Raw genomic sequence first — 20,691 nt, 5'->3', positions numbered from 1 at the left:
CGGCGTTTGGGAAATGCCCTACACATAATGCGAAAACGAACTACACAGCTGATATTTTCACTGCCCGCTACGCAACATCTCCTTCGGCACATACTTGCCAATCTCATACTTGCCGATCGCCGCCCGATGCACCTCATCCGGTCCGTCGGCCAGGCGCAGGGTGCGCTGCATCGCGTACATGTAGGCCAGCGGGAAATCACCGCTCACCCCTGCCCCGCCATGGATCTGGATGGCCCGGTCGATCACCTTCAGTGCCACGTTCGGCGCCACCACCTTGATCTGGGCGATCTCGCTGCGCGCCACTTTGTTGCCGACGGTATCCATCATGTAGGCGGCCTTCAGGGTCAGCAGCCGGGCCATGTCGATCTCCATCCGCGAGTCGGCAATCTTGTCGACGTTGCCACCCAGCCGCGCCAGCGGCCGGCCGAACGCGGTGCGCTCGACCGAGCGTTTGCACATCAGCTCCAGGGCGCGTTCGGCCATGCCGATCGAACGCATGCAGTGGTGGATGCGCCCAGGCCCGAGGCGGCCCTGGGCGATCTCGAAGCCACGGCCTTCGCCAAGGAGCACGTTCTCGTAAGGTACCCGCACGTTCTCGAACAACACTTCGGCATGACCATGTGGCGCGTCGTCGTAGCCGAAAACCGGCAATGGGCGGACGATCTTCACGCCGGCTGCGTCGGTGGGCACCAGGATCATCGAGTGCTGTTGATGACGCTGGCCGTCGGGGTTGGACAGGCCCATGAAGATCATCACCTTGCAGCGCGGGTCGCAGGCGCCGGAGGTCCACCACTTGCGGCCGTTGATCACCCACTCGTCACCATCGCGCACGGCCGTGGCGGCCATGTTGGTGGCATCCGAAGAGGCCACGTCCGGCTCGGTCATGGCGAACGCCGAACGGATCTCGCCGCGCAGCAGCGGCTCGAGCCACTGGCGCTTCTGCGCCTCGCTGCCGTAGCGCACCAGCACTTCCATGTTGCCGGTGTCCGGCGCCGAGCAGTTGAACGGCTCGGGCCCCAGCAGCGAGCGGCCCATGATCTCGGCCAACGGCGCGTACTCAAGGTTGCTCAGCCCTGCGCCATATTCGGATTCGGGCAGGAACAGGTTCCACAGCCCTTCCTCGCGGGCCTTGGCCTTGAGCTCCTCCATGATCGCGGTAGGCTGCCAGCGGTCGCCCTCGGCGACCTGGCGCTCGAACACCGGCTCGGCCGGGTAGACGTATGCATCCATGAATGCGCTGACGCGCTCGCGCAGTGCCTGGACCTTGGGCGAATAGGCGAAATCCATCGGGGCTACCTTCCGTCAATGAAGAACATGGACCTGAGCCTAGAACAGCCACCCTTCATCCACCTAGTCTATTTTCTTCGTGTATAAACATTCATAACCAATATATGATCGATCCATAACTCCAACAAAGAGCGGCGCCCATGAACCTCAGCAAGGTCGACCTCAATCTGTTCATCGTCTTCGATGCGATCTACACCGAAGCCAACCTGACCCGCGCCGGGCAGATCGTCGGCATCACCCAGCCGGCGGTGTCCAACGCCCTGTCACGGTTGCGCGAGACGTTCAACGACCCGCTGTTCGTGCGCACCGCCCAGGGCATGGTGCCCACGCCCATGGCGCAGAACATCATTGGCCCGGTGCGCAACGCGCTGTCGCTGCTGCGCACCTCGGTACAGGAAAGCCGCATCTTCACCCCGCTGCAGGCGAGCAAGACCTTCCGCATCAGCATGACCGACCTCACCGAGGCGGTGATCCTGCCGCCGCTGTTCCAGCGCCTGCGACGGCTCGCCCCGGCACTGGTGATCGAGAGTTTCCTGTGCAAGCGCCGCGAGACCACCAAGGAACTGGCCGCCGGGCGCCTGGACTTCGCCGTCGACGCGCCGCTGAACACCGACCCGCAGGTGCGTCACGTCAAGCTCATGCAGGACCGCTACGTCTGCGCCATGCGCCCCGGCCACCCCCAGGCCGACAGCAAGCTGACCCTGGACAGCTACCTGGCCATGACCCACATCCATATCTCCAGCCGTCGCAACGGCCTGGGCTACGTGGACCTGGCCCTGGGCAAGATGGGTGTGCAGCGCCGTGTCGCCCTGCGTTCGCAGCACTACCTGATGGCCTCCCAGGTACTGCAGCAGACCGACATGGTCATGACCGTGCCCGAGCGTTTCGCCCGCCGCCACCAGTTGCGCCATCAACCGCTGCCGGTGGAGGTACCGGCACTGGAGACCCACCTCTATTGGCACGAAAGCACCGACCAGGACCCGGCCAACCGCTGGATGCGCGAGCAGATCATCGAATTGTGCGAGCGGGTGGTGGCCCAGGACGACCAGGAGCAGGCAAGCCCGGCAATCGCATCGGCCTGAGTCGCCTACACTGTCGGTGATTGCCTCTGAACCCAGGAGCCACTCATGGACGACAGCCAACATGGCAAGCCACCGACCTTCTGGCAGATGCTGCAGAGCATCCTTGCCGCGGCGTTTGGCGTGCAAAGCGGCAAGAACCGCGCCCGCGACTTCACCTACGGCAAGGCCAGCCATTTCATCGTGATGGGGACAGTGTTCACGCTGATCTTCATTTTCGTGCTGATAGGCCTGGTGCAGTTGGCGATGCACCTGACGGCGCGTTGATCGCAGGGCAAATCCGCCAATACTGCTTGCCAAAAAGCAATCCGCCCGCGGATATCCCTTCCGCGGGCGGTTCAGGTGTTTCTCACGGTCTTGAGCAGTTATCCGCTATTGATGGCTGACCCAGTACACCGCGGTGACCACCACCAGCACGATCAGACACAGGATCGCCCAGGCATCGACACTGCTGTCAGCTTTGCGGACCTTGGTAGAGTTTCCCATTGCATTGCCTCTTGTAGTGGTTATGGGAATGCACTTCACAAGCAGCAGTTAAGTCCAGCAATGCCCTTCGCTCAAGCAGGGTCTTTCAATACTCGACGGGTGACGTGAGAAACGGGTAGCGGAAATCCGCCGGCCGCCCTTCGGCGCTGAAACGGTGGAAGTCGATACCGTGGCCATCCTGCTCCAGCAGCTTGAGCCAGCGCCTGGCCTTGGCCGGGTCGATCAGTTGCAGCGCGGGCGCGCTGTGCTCGCGCTGGCCGTCGCGGTCCACCGCCAGCCCTTGGGCATCGTCATGCAGCATGACCATGGCCCAGCCGCCCAAGGTGAAATGCCCACCCATGAGCACGCTCAAACGCCCGTCGATACGCGCGCGCAGCGCCTCGGGCGAGCTGTTGACCGCGCTGAACAGGGCATCGCGCCCCGGCACCTTGCCCAACGCCTCGAACGCTTGCATGGCACCGAACGCCATCTGGTCGTTGGCCGCCCACACCAGGCGGGTGTCGGGGTAGCGCTCGAGCAGCATCTGCGCCTGTTCGAAGGCGCGTTGGCGGCTCCAGCCGCCGTACACCACCTGGCGCAGGCGCACCTGGGGGAACTCGGCCAGTGCCCGGCGCATGCCCTGCACGCGCAACTGCGAGGCCGGCGTGGTCTTGACCCCGGCGAAGGCCAGCAGGTCGACCGGCCCGGCTGCGGCAGGCAGTTGCGCTGCCAGCGCCTTGAGCATCTGGTAGCCGGCCTCCTCGTCGTTGCTGACCAACGTGCCGAGCACTTCAGGATACTTGTCCGGCTGCGCCTGGACACTGTGTGCCTGGCTGTCGGTGAGGCCGTTGTTGACCAGAAACAGCTTGACCCCAGTCCCCCGCGACAGGCGGATGATCTCGGGGGCGATATACAGCTCGTTGACCAGCACCAGGTAGTCCGGACGCTGCGGTCCTTGCAGCGCCTCCCGAGCCTGGTTCAGCGCAAGGTCGGCGCGACGCTCGCTGTACTGCACGCGCAAGGTCATGCCCAGGTCGCTGGCGGCGGCCTGCATGAAGCGTGAATAGTCGACCCAGAACGTTTCATCGGAATAGCCCGGGTTGAGAAATACCACCGAAGCGGCCTGCGCGCTCGCTGCCAGTGGCAGGCTCAGGCACAGGCTCTGGCACAAGGCCTTGAGCATGCTGTTACATCCCTGCGAAGCAAATCCCGGATTATAGCCCTGCGATGTACCGCAGCGGACAAATGCCAGTCAGTCTCACTTAGTCCAAATGGTTCTTTTCATATGCAAAAACATCACTTTAGCGCATAAACCCACTCTGCTATCGTTCCTCCGCTCCGCCCCGGAGTGCGCGGCCGTGCGCGCGATTAGCTGCATGCAGCCTGAGACAGGACTTATATGTACGTATACGACGAGTACGATCAGCGGATCATCGAGGACCGCGTCAAGCAGTTCCGTGATCAGACCCGCCGCTACCTGGCCGGTGAGCTGAGCGAAGAAGAATTCCGCCCTCTGCGCCTGCAGAACGGCCTGTATATCCAACGTTTCGCGCCGATGTTGCGAGTCGCCGTGCCCTATGGCCAGCTGAACGCACGTCAGACCCGCATGCTGGCGAAGATCGCCCGCGACTACGACAAGGGCTACGCGCACATCAGCACGCGCCAGAACGTGCAGTACAACTGGCCGGCGCTCGAAGACATCCCCGAGATCCTCGCCGAGCTGGCCACCGTGCAGATGCACGCGATCCAGACCAGCGGCAACTGCCTGCGCAACGTCACCACCGACCAGTTCGCCGGTGTCGCCGCCGACGAGTTGGTCGACCCGCGCCCGTGGTGCGAGATCGTCCGCCAGTGGACCACCTTCCACCCGGAATTCGCCTACCTGCCACGCAAGTTCAAGATCGCCGTCAACGGTTCGAGTGACGACCGCGCCGCCATCGAGGTGCACGACATCGGCCTGGAGCCGGTGCGCAACGCCGCAGGCGAACTGGGCTTCCGCGTATTGGTCGGTGGCGGCCTGGGCCGTACCCCGGTGATCGGCGCGTTCATCAACGAGTTCCTGCCCTGGCAGGACCTGCTCAGCTACCTGGACGCCATCCTGCGCGTGTACAACCGTTACGGTCGTCGTGACAACAAGTACAAGGCGCGGATCAAGATCCTGGTCAAGGCCCTCACCCCGGAAGTGTTCGCCGAGAAGGTCGAGGCCGAGATGGTCCACCTGCGTGGCGGCAACACCACCCTGACCGAGGCCGAAGTACAGCGCGTCGCCCGCCACTTCGTCGACCCCGAGTACCTGGCCCTGGACAACACCGACTTCAGCGCGCTGGACGCCGAGCATCCGGGCTTCGCCCGCTGGCGCTCGCGCAACACCCGCGCGCACAAGAAGCCGGGCTATGTCGCCGTGACCCTGTCGCTCAAGCCCACCGGCGTCGCCCCGGGCGACCTGACCGACAAGCAGCTCGACGCGGTCGCCGACCTGGCCGAGCGCTACAGCTTCGGCTACCTGCGCACCTCCCACGAGCAGAACATCATCCTCGCCGACGTCGAGCAGCGTCAACTGCACGCGCTGTGGCTGGAACTGCGCGAGCAAGGCTTCGCCACCCCGAACATCGGCCTGCTGACCGACATCATCTGCTGCCCGGGCGGTGACTTCTGCTCGCTGGCCAACGCCAAGTCGATCCCGATCGCCGAATCCATCCAGCGCCGCTTCGACGACCTGGACTACCTGTTCGACATCGGCGAGCTCGACCTGAACATCTCCGGCTGCATGAACGCCTGCGGCCACCACCACGTCGGCCACATCGGCATCCTTGGCGTGGACAAGAAGGGTGAGGAGTTCTACCAGGTCTCGCTGGGCGGCAATGCCGCGCGCGACGCCAGCCTGGGCAAGATCCTCGGCCCCTCCTTCGCCCAGGACGACATGGCCGACGTGATCGAGAAGCTGATCAATGTGTACGTCGAGCGGCGCACCGAAGACGAGCGCTTCATCGACACCTACCAGCGGATCGGCATCGACCCCTTCAAGGAACGCGTCTATGCAGCGAATCATTAAGAACAACCAGATCGTCGACGAAACCTGGCACCTGCTGCCCAAGGACGTCTCGATCGACGAACTGACCAACTGCGACGACTACATCGTGCCGCTGCAGCTGTGGCGCGACCATCCGAGCCTGCTCAAGGCCCGCGACGGCGGCCTGGGCATCTGGCTGGACAGCGACGAAGAAGCCGAGGAAATCGGCGAGCACGTCGAGCACTTCCAGGTGATCGCCCTGAACTTCCCGGCCTTCACCGACGGGCGCAGCTACTCCAATGCGCGCCTGCTGCGTGACCGCTACAAGTTCAAGGGCGAGCTGCGCGCCATTGGCGACGTGCTGCGCGACCAGCTGTTCTACATGGCCCGCTGCGGTTTCGACGCGTTCGCCATCCGTGCCGACAAGGACCCGGAAGACGCGCTGCAGAGCCTGAAGGACTTCTCGGTGACCTACCAGGGCGCCACCGACGAACCGCTGCCGCTGTTCCGCCGCCGCTGATCGTCGCCTGCTGCATTGAACGGCCCGCCTTATGGCGGGCCGTTTCATTTGCGGATCGGCTGCGCGTTAACGCAACGGCACATAGATATCCGTCTGCCACTGCTCCAGCGGCGTCTGCGGGTAGATGCTCAGGTAATGGAAGAACAACGGGTGATCGCGCAGTTCCTCGCCACTTCCCGGCAGCCAGTCGCGGTAGATCGGGTAGATCGTCTCGCCGATGTGGTCCGGGGAGCCGACATGGCGCACCACTGCGCAGCGCCCCGCGGGTAGGCTCGACTCGCAGACGCCTTGAGCATTCGGCGCCACGGCCTCATGGATTTCCCCGCAGATGGCAAAGCGGAAGTCTTCCGGCGCGGTAGTGTCCGGATTGTTGTAGGGGATGCCGAAACTGCGGCTGCTGGCCACGGGCGATTGCCCGCTGCTCATGCGCCAGTCGATGAACCGGCGCACGGATTCGCTGACCTGGCTCGGCGGCCCCCGATGCTCGAGCGCGGCAAGGCGCACGGCGGCGAAATCGACGATTCGTACCTGCATGGTGATGCTCCTGGAAAAATGAGGGATGGCAAACACCGTATTCCACACCTGCCAGTCGGGCTGGCGGCGAAACGCGCTGGGCGCATGCCCAAAGGCCCGCCTGAACGCCCTGCTGAATGCCTCGGGGCTTTCGAAGCCCGCCGCCAGGGCCGCGTCCAGCACCGAGTGTTCGGGCTGGCCGACCAACCGATGCGCCGCACGGCGCAGGCGCATCAGTTGCACATAACGGGCAACCGGGACGCCCACATAGGCACTGAACTGACGGTGAAAATGAAACGCCGAAAAATGTGCCACGGCGCTCAAGGCCTCCACCGACAGGTCACCTTCGAGGTTGTCCTCGATATAGGCCAGTACGGTCTCGAACCGCTGCTGGTAAAGGGCATTGACTGACAAATCAGGTTGCTCCTGGAAATACGGCAGGCCACAGCTTCGTCGATCCTGCCATGATCCCGCCTAGCCGCACTTGCTCAATCACAACATTCTCAGGTAGTCCTGGCCTGGCCGCGATCACCAGCAAAGCCGTGCTATCCAGCGTATCTCCCGCACGCGTGTACGCCATTATTGTCACGCTCTGATCACAACCCAGCCCCGCATTCATGACTCCAGCTCAAAGGACCTTGTTTTGCCGAGGCCTTAATCAATCCCGCCGAACCGCGCACACTGCACGCATTCACTCGACAGGAGCACATCCATGAGCATTCCATCCTTTGGCCTGGGTACCTTCCGCCTCACCGGCCAGGCCGTCATCGACTCGGTCAAGTCGGCGCTGGAGCTGGGCTACCGCGCCATCGACACCGCGCAGATCTACAAGAACGAGGCCGAGGTCGGCCAGGCCATCGCCGAGAGCGGCGTGCCGCGCGACGAATTGTTCATCACCACCAAGATCTGGGTCGACAACTACGCCGCCGACAAATTGATCCCCAGCTTGCGCGAGAGCCTGGCCAAGCTGCGCACCGAGCATGTCGACCTGCTGCTGATCCACTGGCCGGCCCCAGGCAATGGCGTCGAGCTGCCCGAATACATGCAGGCCCTGGCCGAGGCCAGGCGCCAGGGCCTGACCCGCCAGATCGGCATCTCCAACTTCAACATCGAACTGACCCGCCAGGCCATCGAAGCGGTCGGCCAGGGCGAGATCGCCACCAACCAGATCGAGCTCAGCCCGTATCTGCAAAACCGCAAGCTCACCGCCTTCCTCGCGGAACAAGGTATCACCACAACCTCCTACATGACCCTGGCCTATGGCAAGGTCCTGAAGGATCCGCTGCTGGCGCAAATCGCCGCCAAGCACAAGGCCACCGTGGCCCAGGTGGCCTTGGCCTGGGCATTGCAACTGGGCTACGCGGTGATCCCTTCATCGACCAAGCGCGAGAACCTGGCCAGCAACCTGCTCGCCCAGAGCCTGCGCCTGGACGCCGACGACATGGCGCGCATCGCCACCCTGGAGCGCGACGGCCGTGAAGTCAGCCCGGACGGCCTGGCACCGGCCTGGGACTGATATCCTTCGGGCATGGAGGCCCACCTCCCTGATTTCAACCGCTTTTTCGGAGCTCCCAATGAGCACGCTTTCCCCCGGACGGGTGCTGTTCGCCCTGGCCATCGGCGCCTTCGGCATCGGCACCACCGAATTCACCCCCATGGGCCTGCTGCCGGTGATCGCCGACGGCGTCGGCGCCAGCATTCCCAGCGCCGGCATGCTGATCACCGCCTATGCCATCGGCGTCATGGTCGGCGCGCCGATCATGACCTTGCTGTTCAGCCGCTTCGGCAAGCGTGCCGCGCTGATGATGCTGATGGGCATCTTCACCCTCGGCAACCTGCTGTCGGCGCTGTCGCCGGACTACTACACCCTGCTTGTCTCACGTCTGATCACCAGCCTCAACCATGGCGCCTTCTTCGGCCTGGGCGCGGTGGTGGCCGCCAGCGTGGTGCCCCGGGACAAGCAGGCCAGCGCGGTGGCCACCATGTTCATGGGCCTGACCATCGCCAACATCGGCGGCGTGCCGGCCGCCACCTGGCTCGGCCAGCAGGTCGGCTGGCGCATGGCCTTTGCCGGCACCGCGGTGCTCGGCCTGCTGGCCATCGCCGCCCTGTGGTATGCGCTGCCCAAGGGCGAGCGCGGCAACGTGCCCCATGTCCGCAAGGAGCTGGCGGTAATCGCCCGCCCCAACGTGCTGCTGGCCATGGCCACCACCGTGCTCGGCGCAGGCGCCATGTTCACCCTGTACACCTATGTCGCACCGGTGCTCGCCGAGCTGACCGGCGCCTCCGCCAGTTTCGTCACCCTTGGCCTGGTGCTGATTGGCGTCGGCTTCACCTTGGGCAACAGCCTGGGTGGCAAGCTGGCCGACTGGTCGCTGGACGGTGCCGCACGGATCTTCCTCGGCGCTCTGGCAGCAATCATGCTGCTGATGCCGCTGGTACTGGGCAGCCATGTCGGCGCGGCGCTCGCGCTGCTGGTCTGGGGGGTATTCACCTTCGCTGTGGTTCCGCCGCTGCAGATGCGGGTGATGATCGCCGCAGCCGAAGCGCCGGGGCTGGCGTCGTCGATCAATGTCGGCGCGTTCAACCTGGGCAATGCCGTGGGCGCGGCCCTGGGTGGCGCGGTGATCAGCCTGGATCTGGGTTACGCGGCGGTGCCGATGGCCGGTGGCCTGCTGGCGGCGGCCGGGTTGCTGCTGGTGTGGCTGGGCGGGCGTGGCAAGGCCACCGACGAAGCCTTGGGCAATATGGCCTGAGACAGCCGAAACAAACAAGAACGCCGCCACCCCTGAGGGATGGCGGCGTTCTTGCGTTGCCCCCGCAGCCGGTCAGGCCGGTGCCGAAGTACGGATCAGGTGATCGAAGGCGGCCAGCGAAGCCTTGGCGCCCTCGCCCACGGCGATGACGATCTGCTTGTACGGCACCGTGGTCACGTCACCGGCAGCGAACACACCCGGGATGCTGGTCTGGCCCTTGGCGTCGACGATGATCTCGCCGCGCGGCGACAGCTCCACGGTGCCCTTGAGCCAATCGGTGTTGGGCAGCAAGCCGATCTGCACGAAGATGCCTTCCAGCGCCAGGTCATGCAGCGCCTCGGTGCTGCGGTCCTTGTAGCGCAGGCCGGTGACCTTTTCACCGTCACCAACCACCTCGGTGGTCAGCGCGCTGGTGATCACCTTGACGTTCGGCAGGCTGTGCAGCTTGCGCTGCAACACGGCGTCGGCACGCAGCTGGCTGTCGAACTCGATCAGGGTCACCTGGGCAACGACACCGGCCAGGTCGATGGCCGCTTCCACGCCGGAGTTGCCGCCACCGATCACCGCCACGCGCTTGCCCTTGAACAGCGGGCCGTCGCAGTGCGGGCAGTAGGCCACGCCGCGAGCGCGGTATTGCTGCTCGCCCGGCACGTTCATTTCACGCCAGCGGGCACCGGTGGCCAGGATCACGGTCTTGGCCTTGAGCGAGGCGCCCCCGGCCAGGCGTACTTCGTGCAGGCCGCCGTCGCTGGCCGGGATCAACGCTTCGCCGCGTTGCAGGTTCATGATGTCGACGTCGTACTGCTTGACGTGCTCTTCCAGGGCCGTGGCCAGCTTAGGCCCTTCGGTCTCTTGCACCGAGATGAAGTTCTCGATGGCCAGGGTGTCGAGCACCTGGCCGCCGAAACGCTCGGCAGCAACACCGGTACGGATGCCTTTGCGGGCGGCGTAGATCGCTGCGGCGGCACCGGCCGGGCCACCGCCGACCACCAGCACGTCGAAGGCGTCCTTGGCGTTGATCTTCTCGGCCTGGCGGGCGCCGGCATTGGTGTCGATCTTGCCAAGAATCTCTTCCAGACCCATACGGCCCTGGCCGAACACTTCGCCGTTCAGGTAGATGCTCGGCACGGCCATGACCTTGCGGGCTTCGACTTCATCCTGGAACAACGCGCCGTCGATGGCGACGTGGCGCACATTGGGGTTGAGCACCGCCATCAGGTTCAGCGCCTGGACCACGTCCGGGCAGTTCTGGCACGACAGCGAGAAGTAGGTCTCGAAGGTGAACTCGCCTTCCAGCGCCTGGATCTGCTCGATCACTTCGGTACTGGCCTTGGAGGGATGGCCACCGACTTGCAGCAGCGCCAGCACCAGGGAGGTGAACTCGTGGCCCATGGGGATGCCGGCGAAGCGCAGGCTGATATCAGACCCTGGGCGGTTCAGCGAGAACGAAGGGCGACGGGTGTTGGCGCCGTCCGCGCTGAAGGTAATCAGGTTCGACAGGCCGGCGATTTCCACCAGCAGGTCGTGCAATTCGCGGGACTTCGCGCCGTCGTCGAGGGAGGCAACGATCTCGATCGGCTGGGTGACCCGCTCCAGGTAGGTTTTCAGTTGCGATTTAAGCGTGGCGTCCAACATACGGGCGATTCCTTTTTCAAAACTCGGATACAAAAACGCCCAGGCGAGATCGCCCGGGCGTTTTTACGGGGCGGTAACTGCTTCAGCTTTGGCGGCTGTCTACCGCCCGCGGGGTGTGCATCGACTTAGATCTTGCCGACCAGGTCGAGCGACGGTGCCAGAGTGGCTTCGCCTTCTTTCCACTTGGCCGGGCAGACTTCGCCTGGGTGAGCGGCAACGTACTGGGCAGCTTTGACTTTACGCAGCAGCTCGGCAGCATCGCGGCCTACACCACCGTCGTTCAGTTCGACGATCTTGATCTGGCCTTCCGGGTTGATCACGAAGGTACCGCGATCGGCCAGGCCGGCTTCCTCGATCAGCACGTCGAAGTTGCGCGAGATGACGTGGGTCGGGTCACCGATCAGCGGGTACTTGATCTTGCCGATGGTGTCCGAGGTGTCGTGCCAGGCTTTGTGGGTGAAGTGGGTGTCGGTGGACACGCCGTAGATTTCCACGCCCAGTTTCTGGAACTCGGCGTAGTTGTCGGCCAGGTCGCCCAGCTCGGTCGGGCAGACAAAAGTGAAGTCGGCCGGGTAGAAGAATACGACGGACCACTTGCCTTTCAGGTCGGCTTCGCTGACCTGGACGAACTCGCCGTTGTGGTAGGCGGTGGCGTTGAACGGTTTGACCTGGCTGTTGATGATAGGCATGAGAGACGCTCCTTCATGGATTGAATTTCAATGAGTTGAAATCAGTTGACGGAGAGAATCCTAACCGCTGGTCCCGTTAAAGGCTCATTGGCAAAGCTCATGCTCGCGATTGGTTTTGGCTATAAGGCGGGATTATTAATAGAAGGGATTGGGCTGAGCAAAGGATTGCGCGGGGTCAAAAGCATCGCGGGGCAAGCCCGCTCCCATGCCCGGCGATACCTGGCGTGGGAGCGGGCCTGCCCCGCGACAAGGCGTATCAGCGAGTGACGGTACGCATGGTCACGAATTCTTCGGCGGCGGTCGGGTGCACGCCGATGGTTTCGTCGAACTGCTGCTTGGTCGCCCCGGCCTTCAGGGCGATACCCAGCCCCTGGATGATTTCGCCGGCATCCGGGCCGACCATGTGGCAACCCAGGACCTTGTCGGTCTCGGCGTCGACCACCAGCTTCATCAGGGTCTTCTCCTGGATGTCGGTGAGGGTCAGCTTCATCGCCCGGAAGCGGCTCTCGAAGATCTGCACCTTGTGCCCGGCGGCCAACGCCTGTTCCTCGGTCAGGCCCACGGTGCCGATCGGCGGCTGGCTGAACACCGCCGTCGGGATATTCTGGTAATCGACAGGACGGTACTGCTCAGGCTTGAACAGACGTCGGGCCACGGCCATGCCTTCGGCCAGGGCCACCGGCGTCAGTTGCACACGGCCGATCACATCGCCGATGGCCAGGATCGAAGGTTCGGTGGTCTGGAACTGCTCATCGACTCGGATGAAACCACGCGGATCCAGCTCCACCCCGGTGTTCTCCAGGCCCAGGTTGTCCAGCATCGGCCGCCGACCGGTGGCGTAGAAGATGCAATCGGCCACCAGCTCGCGACCATCCTTGAGGGTGGCCTTGAGGCTGCCGTCATCGAGTTTGTCGATGCGCTGGATATCGGCGTTGAACTGAAGGTCCATGCCACGCTTTTCCAGTTCTTCCTTCAGGTGCGTGCGCACCGAGCCGTCGAAACCGCGCAGGAACAGGTCGCCGCGATACAGCAGCGTGGTAGCGGCGCCCAGGCCCTGGAAGATGCCGGCGAACTCCACGGCGATATAACCGCCCCCCACTACCAGCACGCGACGTGGCAATGCCTTGAGGTAGAAGGCTTCGTTGGAGGTGATCGCCAGCTCCTTGCCGGGGATGTCGGGCACCTGTGGCCAGCCACCGGTGGCGATCAGAATGGTGGCCGCCGTGTAGCGCTGGCCCTCGACCTCCACTTCATTGGCGCCGGTGATCCGGGCATGCCCCTGCAGCAGGGTGACGCCACTGTTGACCAGCAAGTTGCGATAGATGCCGTTGAGGCGCTCGATCTCGCGGTTCTTGTTGGCGATCAGCGTACCCCAGTCGAAATGCCCCTCCTCGAGGGTCCAACCGAAGCCCGCGGCCTGTTCCAGCTCGTCGGCCACATGGGCGCCGTACACCAGCAGTTTCTTCGGCACGCAGCCGACGTTGACGCAGGTGCCCCCCAGGTAACGGCTCTCGGCCACCGCCACCTTGGCACCGAAGCCCGCGGCGAATCGCGCCGCGCGCACACCGCCGGAACCGGCACCAATCACGAACAGATCAAAATCGTAGGCCACTTTCCAGACTCCACAAAAAAAGCCACCCGAGGGTGGCTCTTTTCGTGGCTAGCTGCAAGCGCCAAGCGACAAGTACAAGCAGACGCGCGCCAGTTCTTGCCGCTTGAAGCTTAAAGCTTGTGGCTTAGTAAGCCTTGCCGGTCTTGTAGAAGTTCTCGAAGCAGAAGTTGGTCGCCTCGATGTAGCCTTCGGCGCCACCGCAGTCGAAACGCTTGCCCTTGAACTTGTAGGCGATCACGTTGCCTTCGGCGGCCTGTTTCATCAGCGCGTCGGTGATCTGGATCTCGCCGCCCTTGCCTGGTTCGGTCTGTTCGATTTTCTCGAAGATATCCGGGGTCAGGATGTAACGGCCGATGATGGCCAGGTTCGACGGTGCGTCTTCCGGCTTCGGTTTCTCGACCATGGAATCCACACGGAAGATGCCGTCCTTGATCTCTTCACCGGCGATAACGCCGTACTTGTTGGTTTCTTGCGGGTCTACTTCCTGGATGGCAACGATCGAGCAGCGGTACTTCTTGTACAGCGCGACCATTTGCGCGAGCACGCCATCACCTTCGAGGTTGACGCACAGGTCGTCGGCCAGTACCACGGCGAACGGCTCGTCACCGATCAGCGGGCGGCCGGTGAGGATAGCGTGACCCAGGCCTTTCATTTCGGTCTGGCGGGTGTAGGCGAACGAGCACTCGTCCAGCAGACGACGGATGCCGACCAGGTATTTTTCCTTGTCGGTGCCCTTGATCTGGTTTTCCAGCTCGTAGCTGATGTCGAAGTGGTCTTCCAGGGCGCGCTTGCCACGGCCGGTGACGATGGAAATTTCATTCAGGCCGGCGTCCAGTGCTTCTTCAACGCCATACTGGATCAGTGGCTTGTTGACCACCGGCAGCATTTCCTTGGGCATGGCTTTGGTAGCGGGCAGGAAACGAGTGCCGTAACCGGCTGCCGGGAACAAGCATTTCTTGATCATATACGTCCTTAACAAGGGCTTTGCGTACGAAATTCGGCGCAGTCTAATCAGGCGGCGGTCACCTTACAATGCCCCCCGCAGCGGCCGATGCCATCATAGAGACATTCCAGTGTAGTTAGTTCCGCAAGGGCATGGATATTAAGCGCCCGACGGCTTGCCACAGAGCCGGCCCGCACCCGTGAAACGACCATGGCTGCGGGCTTGGCCTTTCATCGGATCAGCTCAGCCACCGATGCCCTGTCCGATCAGAACGCCATCGACTTTCTGCCCATACAGGTTGACCCCGTCATTGGCATGGAACTTCAGCCGGGTCTTCTCGATCGAGCCCTCGACCAGGCGCGGATCCTGCGGCCGCTCATGGCGATTGATCCAGGCTGCCACGTCCCAGGCCTGCTGGTCGCTCAGGCTGCCGGGCTTGCCCAATGGCATGTTGTACTTGATGAACGACGCCGCCGTGTTGATCCGGTGCATGCCGGCCCCCCAGTTGTACGAGTCCTTGCCCCACAACGGCGGCATCACGTACTCCCCGGCCACCTTCTGCCCTTCGCCGTTGCCGCCGTGACAGATCGCGCATTGTTCGTCATACACCTGCTTGCCGCGCTTGAAGTCGTAGCCATCCTTGGGCTTCGGCACTTCCGGGTAGCCGCGACCGGCGATCTCCACCCCCGTCGGCGCCTGGGTCGAAAGCCAGTAGGCATAAACGCTCAACGCGGTCATCTGCGGGCTGTCGGCCGCCGGCGGCTTGCCGTTCATGCTGAAGCTGAAACAGCCCTGGATACGTTCGGCGAAGGTGTTGACCTTGTCGTTTTTCTTGCGGTACGCCGGGTACATCGGATAGGCGCCCCAAAGCGGCGCGGAATGGAACAGGCGGCCCTGGTCGAGATGGCAGTTGCTGCAGTTCAGGCCATTGCCGACGGCTTCGGGCATCAGCCTGCGGGTATCGACGAACAGCGCATGCCCTTCACGGACCATCTTGCCAAAGGCGTTGTCCGGGATGGCGCTTTCTGCGGGCGGTACGAATTGCGGAGCCGCCTGCACGCCCGGCACCTTGAGCTGGGACTGGTCTTCCATGGCGATAGGGGCGGCCTGGGCAGCGCCCATGACCAGCAGCAACAGGCTTGGCATAAGGGTTTTCATGGCTTGGCCTCCTGGCTTGCCGGCTGTGCGAAGTAGTCGGCAACCGCCTTGACCTCGGCATCGGTCATCGCTTTGGCGACATCCACCATCAGCTGGTTGGGGTCGTTGCTGCGGCTGCCATCGCGCCAGGCGTTGAGCTGTGCCACCAGGTAGCCAGCCGGCTGCCCGGCCAACGGCGGGAAGTGCTCGCCGACACCGCTGCCACCCGGGCCATGGCACTGCACGCAACCAGGAATCTTGCGGCTCCAGTCGCCATAGATGGCCAGGCGGGCCACCGGATCGGTGGCGATCTGCTGGCGACGCGTGTCAGGTGCGGTATCAGCCGGCAGCTTGGCAAGGTAGACGCTGATCGCTTCGATTTCCGCATCGTCCAGGGCTTTGGCCAGGGGCTCCATCACCGCCTGCTTGCGGCTGCCACTGCGAAAGTCCTGCAATTGCTTGCTCAGATAACCGGCAGGCAAGCCGGCCAAGCGGGGAAAGCCGGCGGCGGCGATGCCTTTGCCGTCCGGGCCATGGCAGCCGAGGCAAGCCATGGCGGCGGGATTCTGCCCGCCCTGATTGAAGATTTTCTGGCCGTCGGCAGCGTGCGCCGAGGGCCAGGCCAAGATCAGCAGGCTGCCGATCACGACATGGCTCAGGGGTTTCATCACGGAGGCTCCATTTCCTTGTTATAAGCTTAGGCTCAAACGATATAAGCCCAGAAATACTAGGCCTATTCCCCGGCCTGCGACAACGTGCCGCCGGGAAGGAAAATGGCAATACGCCAGCTAATTACCGATTAACTGAGCTGGATCAAGAACCGGAGATGCATTGGGTTGCGGCAGTGCGCACGTCGCCCAGGCGCAGCGGGAAGTTGTTCAACCGCTCGTAGACCTTGATCGCGCTGCCGCTGCCCCGCTTGTCGATATCGAGCAACGCCGCCGGGCCGACGCCAGCCGTCAGCTTCTGCGGCACGGTCAGGCGCAGGTTTTCCCCGCGCACCTCCTCTTGCAACGGATCGCGCGTTTCAGCCAGCTTGCCCTTCACGCAGTCGGCGTACTCACGTGGCGTCTTGCCAGAGATCACGTCCAAGGTGGCGTGGGACTGCTCGAGTTCCGTCACGCTGACACAGCCTCCCAATGCCAGCACCGCTGCCGCTACTACCCATTTCATGCACACACTCTCCAACTTCAAAGTCATCCTCTGACCACGTCCAGGCGTTTTTGCTCCCACGTCTGGCGGAAATCTCCTTGGCTTGGTCAGCCCGGGCGCAAGTGTAACCTCACATCGTGATATCTTTCGCGTTTGCAGAAACAATCCTTGCGGAGCGCCCCATGAAATTCGTACACCAGCGCGAACACCTGAACGAGGACGATATCGTCGTCATCGAGTGTTCCCAGCGCTGCAACATCCGCCTGATGAACGACGCCAACTTCCGCAGCTTCAAGAATGGCGGCCGGCATACCTACCACGGCGGCCACTTCGAGAAATTCCCGGCGAAGATCACCGTTCCCAGCACCGGTTTCTGGAACATCACCATCGACACCGTGACCACCCGCCCGATCTCCGTGACGCGCAAGCCAACCCTGACCCACAAGATCAAGATCATTCGTCGCTCGTCGTCGAAACTCGGATGAGGCCAGCATGACCCAGACCATCAAGTACGTGATCAAGTACAAACTCGACGGCGAACGCCGCTGGGATTTCGCCCTGATGCCCGACGCCTCCCTGGAGCAGGCACAGGAAGCCCTGCGCAAGATCCATGGCGACGACGCCGACAAGATCAGCGACATCCAGGTCAGCAAGGCCCTGTAGCAACGCTGGCCGCACTCAAGGAGTCGCCCATGAGCACCTGGCAAGACCGCCGCATCCTCGATCTGCTTGGCATCGAGCTGCCCATCCTCCAGGCGCCCATGGCCGGCGCCACTGGCTCAGCCATGGCCATTGCCGTCGGTAATGCCGGGGGCCTGGGCGCCCTGCCCTGCGCCATGCTCTCCAGCGAGCAGCTGCGTGGCGAAATCGACGCCTTCCGCGCCGCCTGCCAGGGTCCGCTCAACCTGAACTTCTTCTGCCATCAACCGCCGGCGCCAGACCCCGAGCAGGACGCTCGCTGGAAACAGGCGCTAAAGCCCTTCTACGATGAAGTCGGCGCGGACTTCGAGGCGCCAACGCCGGTGTCCAATCGCGCGCCCTTTGACGAACAAAGCTGCAAGCTGGTGGAGGAACTGCGCCCGGAAGTGGTGAGCTTCCACTTCGGCCTGCCAGCGCCGGCGCTGCTGCAGCGGGTCAAGGCGGCAGGCGCCAAGGTGCTGTCCAGCGCCACCACGGTGGAGGAAGCGATCTGGCTGGAACAGCACGGCTGCGACGCGATCATCGCCATGGGCTATGAGGCCGGCGGCCATCGCGGCATGTTCCTCAGCAACGACATCACCAGCCAGATCGGCACCTTCGCCCTGGTGCCGCAGATCGTCGACGCGGTGAGCCTGCCGGTGATCGCGGCAGGCGGCGTGGCCGATCACCGCGGCCTGCTCGCCGCCCTGGCCCTGGGCGCCTCGGCCGTGCAGATCGGCACCGCCTACCTGTTCTGCCCCGAGGCCAAGGTGTCACCTGCGCACCGCCGCGCCCTGGACAGTGCCCCCGCCAGCGATACCGCGCTGACCAACCTGTTCACCGGCCGCCCGGCCCGCGGCATCAACAACCGCCTCATGCGCGAGCTGGGCCCGATGAGCGCCCTCGCCCCGCGTTTCCCGTTGGCCGGCGGCGCGCTGATGCCGCTGCGCGCGATCACCGACCCGCAAGGCAACAGTGATTTCAGCAACCTGTGGTCCGGGCAGGCATTGCGCCTGGGAAGGCATATGGGTGCAGAGGCACTGACTCGCGAAATTGCAGGCGAGGCCCTGAAGCGGATTGTCCGGTGAACGCGACACGTTCATAGAGAGGCCCTTGCCGCAATAACCCGGCGTGCGGCGGTATACTCGCCAGCTTTCGAACCTCGCCCGGGAAACCGCCATGCAGCAAGTCCTGCTCATCGTCGATGTGCAATCCACCTTCAGCCCTTCCGAGAAACTGGTGGACGGCATCCGCGTGTTGTCCGCGCACATCCCCACGATCGCTTCGGTCGAACTGCACGACGAGCAGGTCACACCTTTCCAGCGCCAGCTCGGTTGGCACCCGGCCAACGAGGACGTGGCCCTGGTCGAGGCGGACAAGGTGTTCGTCAAGCATGGCTACGGCCAGACCGCCGAGACACTCGACTACATCAAAAGCCTCGGCGTCGAGCGTGTGCTGGTCTGCGGGCTGCAGACCGAGACCTGCGTGCTGGCCGCAGGCTTCGCCCTGTTCGATGCGGGGCTTACCCCGACACTGGTCACCGACCTGACCATGGGTTCCTCGCTGGACCGCTCCGGGCAGTTGGGCATCGACCTGTGGAAACACCACTTCGGTCACGTCACCACCGCCGCCGAGGTGCTGGCCGGGCTGCACGATCAGCGAGATGTTCCAAGCCCCTGAAACACGTGGTGATCGTTGTGTAGCCAGCCCGGCCTGGCTTCGCCCGTTATCCGCCGCGCAAGCTCGCGCCTGCTGTCTCAGGCGGCCATGGAGTCAAGGGCACTCGCAGGTGGAAGGCCCGAACACAGGCCCCGCGCAAGGGTCTTTGCCCGGGCCGAACACCGGGCACGACGCCTGGGCCGTCACGGAAAAGCCCCACAGCAGCAGTACAGCCAGCATGACTTTCTTCATGGGTAAACCTCCTGGTCAATGATTGATTCTTCCCTGCACCTTCGCTGTGATCAGCGCTCGCACACGCAAGTCGTCGGGCCCAGCACCGGGCCGGCACAAGGGTCCTCCCAGGGTCCCAGTACCGCGCAATCGGCCTGCGCCGTCATCGAGCACATCCACAGCAGTATCGCGCCAGCCAGCATTTTCCTGTTCATCCAACCCTCCTTGGGCCTATCCCTGACGATCCTTCCCCAACGGGCGACAACCGCTCGCCGGGCCCGCAACAGCTAAGACCAACCCCGCTCATTACGCCACTGTGGTTCATCGTCGCAGCGGGAAATCAAAGCTCAGTGCATCGGCGCCTTGCGCCAGGCGCAGCACACGGTCGCCAGCACGATCAATGCCGCCCCCGCGGCCATGCGTGGTGATGGCTGTTCAGCGAACAACCACCAGGCACCGGCGATGGCATACACCGGCTCCAGGGCCAGGATCATGCCCGCCGTGCGTGCCTCCAGACCCTCGAGGCTCTTGACGAACAGGAACTGCGCAAGCCCGGTGCAGAATACGCCCAGCAAGGCGAGGTTGACCCAGTCGGCGCCATCCAGGCGGGCTCCTTCCAGGTGGTTGAACGCAAGCGGTGCCACCAGCAGTGCCACCACCAGGTTCTGCCAGAACGCCACCTGCATCGCGTTCATGCCGGCCGGGCGACGGCGGTTGGCCACCGCCAGCAAGGCGAACGACAGCCCCGAGGCCAGGCCCCACAACAAACCCTGGGTGCCACTGTCGAGCAGGTCGAACGACGGCACCACGAGTACCAGGCCTGCCGTGACCATCAGCAGCAACAGCGTCTCGACGCCACCAATGCGTTCACGGAACACCAGCACATCGATCAGTGCGATGAAGGCCGGGAAACTGGCAAAGCCCAGGGTGGCCACCGCCACACCCCCGGCCTTGACGGCCACGAAGAAGGTCAGCCAGTGCGCCGCCAACAATGCGCCGGTCAGCACCAGCACCGGCAGGTTGCGCCGCTTCAGCGCATCGAGCAGGCGGGTGCCCTTGAGCCCGGCGACAAAGCCCAGGGCAATGAAGGCGAAGGTGGCGCGGCCAACGGTGATCAGGCTGGCATCGGCCTGGATCAGCGCGCCGAGGATGCCGGTCAGGCCGAACAGGATCGCCGCGAGATGGGCGACAAGCAACGCATTGCGATGGCCGCCCGATGTATCGGCGGCGGAAACGGAAGTAGCGATCATGGCAGTCAAGTCTCACAAGCGCGCACGTCGCTGCCGTGGCCGGCCGCGTGTGCGTCATGGGTTTCTGGGGCTGTA

At 63.7% G+C, this 20,691-nt stretch carries 23 protein-coding genes; 10 read left to right on the top strand and 13 right to left on the bottom strand.

The annotated features are described in order from the left end of the window. Positions 1-57 precede the first annotated feature (57 nt). Positions 58-1,287 carry an acyl-CoA dehydrogenase gene (locus tag ACODS9_RS20815; RefSeq protein WP_401111368.1) on the bottom strand — a complete coding sequence of 410 codons (1,230 nt, stop codon included), beginning with the start codon at positions 1,285-1,287 and terminating at the stop codon, positions 58-60. A 140-nt stretch (positions 1,288-1,427) separates the two neighbouring features. Between ACODS9_RS20815 and ACODS9_RS20810 the strand changes: the two genes are divergently transcribed. Further along, a complete protein-coding gene (locus ACODS9_RS20810; RefSeq protein WP_401111366.1) occupies positions 1,428-2,369 on the top strand; it encodes a LysR family transcriptional regulator in 942 nt (313 codons plus the stop codon). Between the two features lie 45 nt (positions 2,370-2,414). Next, the gene (locus tag ACODS9_RS20805) at positions 2,415-2,633 is read left to right on the top strand and encodes a DUF2970 domain-containing protein (protein ID WP_094011402.1); all 219 of its coding nucleotides are present in this window, start codon (positions 2,415-2,417) and stop codon (positions 2,631-2,633) included. Between the two features lie 304 nt (positions 2,634-2,937). Here ACODS9_RS20805 and ACODS9_RS20800 read toward each other — a convergent pair whose 3' ends face one another. Continuing rightward, complete coding sequence (locus ACODS9_RS20800) at positions 2,938-4,014, bottom strand: ABC transporter substrate-binding protein (protein ID WP_489094659.1); 1,077 nt, start codon at positions 4,012-4,014, stop codon at positions 2,938-2,940. Positions 4,015-4,230: 216 nt separating this feature from the next. On the opposite strand from ACODS9_RS20800, the gene ACODS9_RS20795 reads away from it, so the two are divergent. Continuing rightward, positions 4,231-5,883: a nitrite/sulfite reductase gene (locus ACODS9_RS20795; RefSeq protein ID WP_046855144.1), complete on the top strand. Its 1,653-nt coding sequence runs from the start codon at positions 4,231-4,233 to the stop codon at positions 5,881-5,883. Beyond that, complete coding sequence (locus ACODS9_RS20790; RefSeq protein WP_023629994.1) at positions 5,867-6,361, top strand: DUF934 domain-containing protein; 495 nt, start codon at positions 5,867-5,869, stop codon at positions 6,359-6,361. Before ACODS9_RS20795 ends, ACODS9_RS20790 begins: the two co-directional genes overlap by 17 nt. Before the next feature lie 66 nt (positions 6,362-6,427). Here the strand turns inward: ACODS9_RS20790 and ACODS9_RS20785 are convergent, their stop codons facing one another. Then, positions 6,428-7,288 carry an AraC family transcriptional regulator gene (locus tag ACODS9_RS20785; RefSeq protein ID WP_489094658.1) on the bottom strand — a complete coding sequence of 287 codons (861 nt, stop codon included), beginning with the start codon at positions 7,286-7,288 and terminating at the stop codon, positions 6,428-6,430. A gap of 298 nt (positions 7,289-7,586) precedes the next feature. Here ACODS9_RS20785 and dkgB point away from each other — a divergent pair, with 298 nt between their 5' ends. Both dkgB and ACODS9_RS20775 read left to right on the top strand, forming a co-directional pair. Beyond that, on the top strand, positions 7,587-8,390 hold the full coding sequence (gene dkgB / locus ACODS9_RS20780) for a 2,5-didehydrogluconate reductase DkgB (RefSeq protein WP_489094657.1): 804 nt from the start codon (positions 7,587-7,589) through the stop codon (positions 8,388-8,390). Positions 8,391-8,448: 58 nt separating this feature from the next. Then, entirely contained in the window at positions 8,449-9,630 is a 1,182-nt protein-coding gene (locus ACODS9_RS20775) for an MFS transporter (RefSeq protein WP_401111353.1), read from the top strand. Between the two features lie 72 nt (positions 9,631-9,702). Here ACODS9_RS20775 and ahpF read toward each other — a convergent pair whose 3' ends face one another. The 7 genes from ahpF to ACODS9_RS20740 form a co-directional block, all read right to left on the bottom strand. Next, positions 9,703-11,265 (bottom strand): alkyl hydroperoxide reductase subunit F, encoded by a 1,563-nt coding sequence (ahpF, locus tag ACODS9_RS20770; protein ID WP_489094656.1) that lies wholly within the window; start codon positions 11,263-11,265, stop codon positions 9,703-9,705. Between the two features lie 125 nt (positions 11,266-11,390). Next, positions 11,391-11,954, bottom strand: coding sequence for an alkyl hydroperoxide reductase subunit C (gene ahpC / locus ACODS9_RS20765; RefSeq protein WP_023631141.1), 564 nt, complete (start codon positions 11,952-11,954; stop codon positions 11,391-11,393). A 256-nt stretch (positions 11,955-12,210) separates the two neighbouring features. After that, the gene (gene gorA, locus ACODS9_RS20760; protein WP_102682875.1) at positions 12,211-13,566 is read right to left on the bottom strand and encodes a glutathione-disulfide reductase; all 1,356 of its coding nucleotides are present in this window, start codon (positions 13,564-13,566) and stop codon (positions 12,211-12,213) included. Positions 13,567-13,690: 124 nt separating this feature from the next. Then, positions 13,691-14,530: a UTP--glucose-1-phosphate uridylyltransferase GalU gene (gene galU / locus ACODS9_RS20755; protein WP_046855135.1), complete on the bottom strand. Its 840-nt coding sequence runs from the start codon at positions 14,528-14,530 to the stop codon at positions 13,691-13,693. A gap of 222 nt (positions 14,531-14,752) precedes the next feature. Beyond that, positions 14,753-15,667 (bottom strand): c-type cytochrome, encoded by a 915-nt coding sequence (locus ACODS9_RS20750; RefSeq protein WP_489094655.1) that lies wholly within the window; start codon positions 15,665-15,667, stop codon positions 14,753-14,755. Then, entirely contained in the window at positions 15,664-16,314 is a 651-nt protein-coding gene (locus ACODS9_RS20745) for a c-type cytochrome (protein ID WP_401111342.1), read from the bottom strand. Before ACODS9_RS20745 ends, ACODS9_RS20750 begins: the two co-directional genes overlap by 4 nt. A 145-nt stretch (positions 16,315-16,459) precedes the next feature. Then, positions 16,460-16,819 (bottom strand): hypothetical protein, encoded by a 360-nt coding sequence (locus ACODS9_RS20740; RefSeq protein ID WP_046855132.1) that lies wholly within the window; start codon positions 16,817-16,819, stop codon positions 16,460-16,462. A gap of 161 nt (positions 16,820-16,980) precedes the next feature. Here ACODS9_RS20740 and ACODS9_RS20735 point away from each other — a divergent pair, with 161 nt between their 5' ends. From ACODS9_RS20735 to ACODS9_RS20720, 4 genes are all read left to right on the top strand, one after another. Further along, positions 16,981-17,283 carry a DUF1883 domain-containing protein gene (locus ACODS9_RS20735; RefSeq protein ID WP_046855131.1) on the top strand — a complete coding sequence of 101 codons (303 nt, stop codon included), beginning with the start codon at positions 16,981-16,983 and terminating at the stop codon, positions 17,281-17,283. Positions 17,284-17,290: 7 nt separating this feature from the next. Next, entirely contained in the window at positions 17,291-17,461 is a 171-nt protein-coding gene (locus ACODS9_RS20730) for a hypothetical protein (RefSeq protein WP_094011390.1), read from the top strand. 29 nt (positions 17,462-17,490) lie between these two features. Further along, a complete protein-coding gene (locus ACODS9_RS20725) occupies positions 17,491-18,564 on the top strand; it encodes an NAD(P)H-dependent flavin oxidoreductase (RefSeq protein WP_489094654.1) in 1,074 nt (357 codons plus the stop codon). A 91-nt stretch (positions 18,565-18,655) separates the two neighbouring features. Continuing rightward, positions 18,656-19,156 (top strand): cysteine hydrolase family protein, encoded by a 501-nt coding sequence (locus ACODS9_RS20720; protein ID WP_489094653.1) that lies wholly within the window; start codon positions 18,656-18,658, stop codon positions 19,154-19,156. A 93-nt stretch (positions 19,157-19,249) separates the two neighbouring features. Here the strand turns inward: ACODS9_RS20720 and ACODS9_RS20715 are convergent, their stop codons facing one another. The 3 genes from ACODS9_RS20715 to ACODS9_RS20705 form a co-directional block, all read right to left on the bottom strand. After that, positions 19,250-19,387, bottom strand: coding sequence for a PA0050 family protein (locus tag ACODS9_RS20715; protein WP_231867481.1), 138 nt, complete (start codon positions 19,385-19,387; stop codon positions 19,250-19,252). Between the two features lie 50 nt (positions 19,388-19,437). After that, positions 19,438-19,581, bottom strand: a complete 144-nt coding sequence (locus tag ACODS9_RS20710; RefSeq protein ID WP_023630030.1) for a PA0050 family protein — start codon at positions 19,579-19,581, stop codon at positions 19,438-19,440. Positions 19,582-19,713: 132 nt separating this feature from the next. Continuing rightward, complete coding sequence (locus ACODS9_RS20705) at positions 19,714-20,616, bottom strand: DMT family transporter (RefSeq protein ID WP_489094652.1); 903 nt, start codon at positions 20,614-20,616, stop codon at positions 19,714-19,716. Between the last annotated feature and the right edge of the window lie 75 nt (positions 20,617-20,691).

The sequence above is a fragment of the Pseudomonas sp. FG36 genome (genome assembly GCF_057809275.1).
The sequence above is the reverse complement of the archived record's forward strand: the minus strand, read 5'-3'. Positions and strand labels throughout refer to the sequence as shown.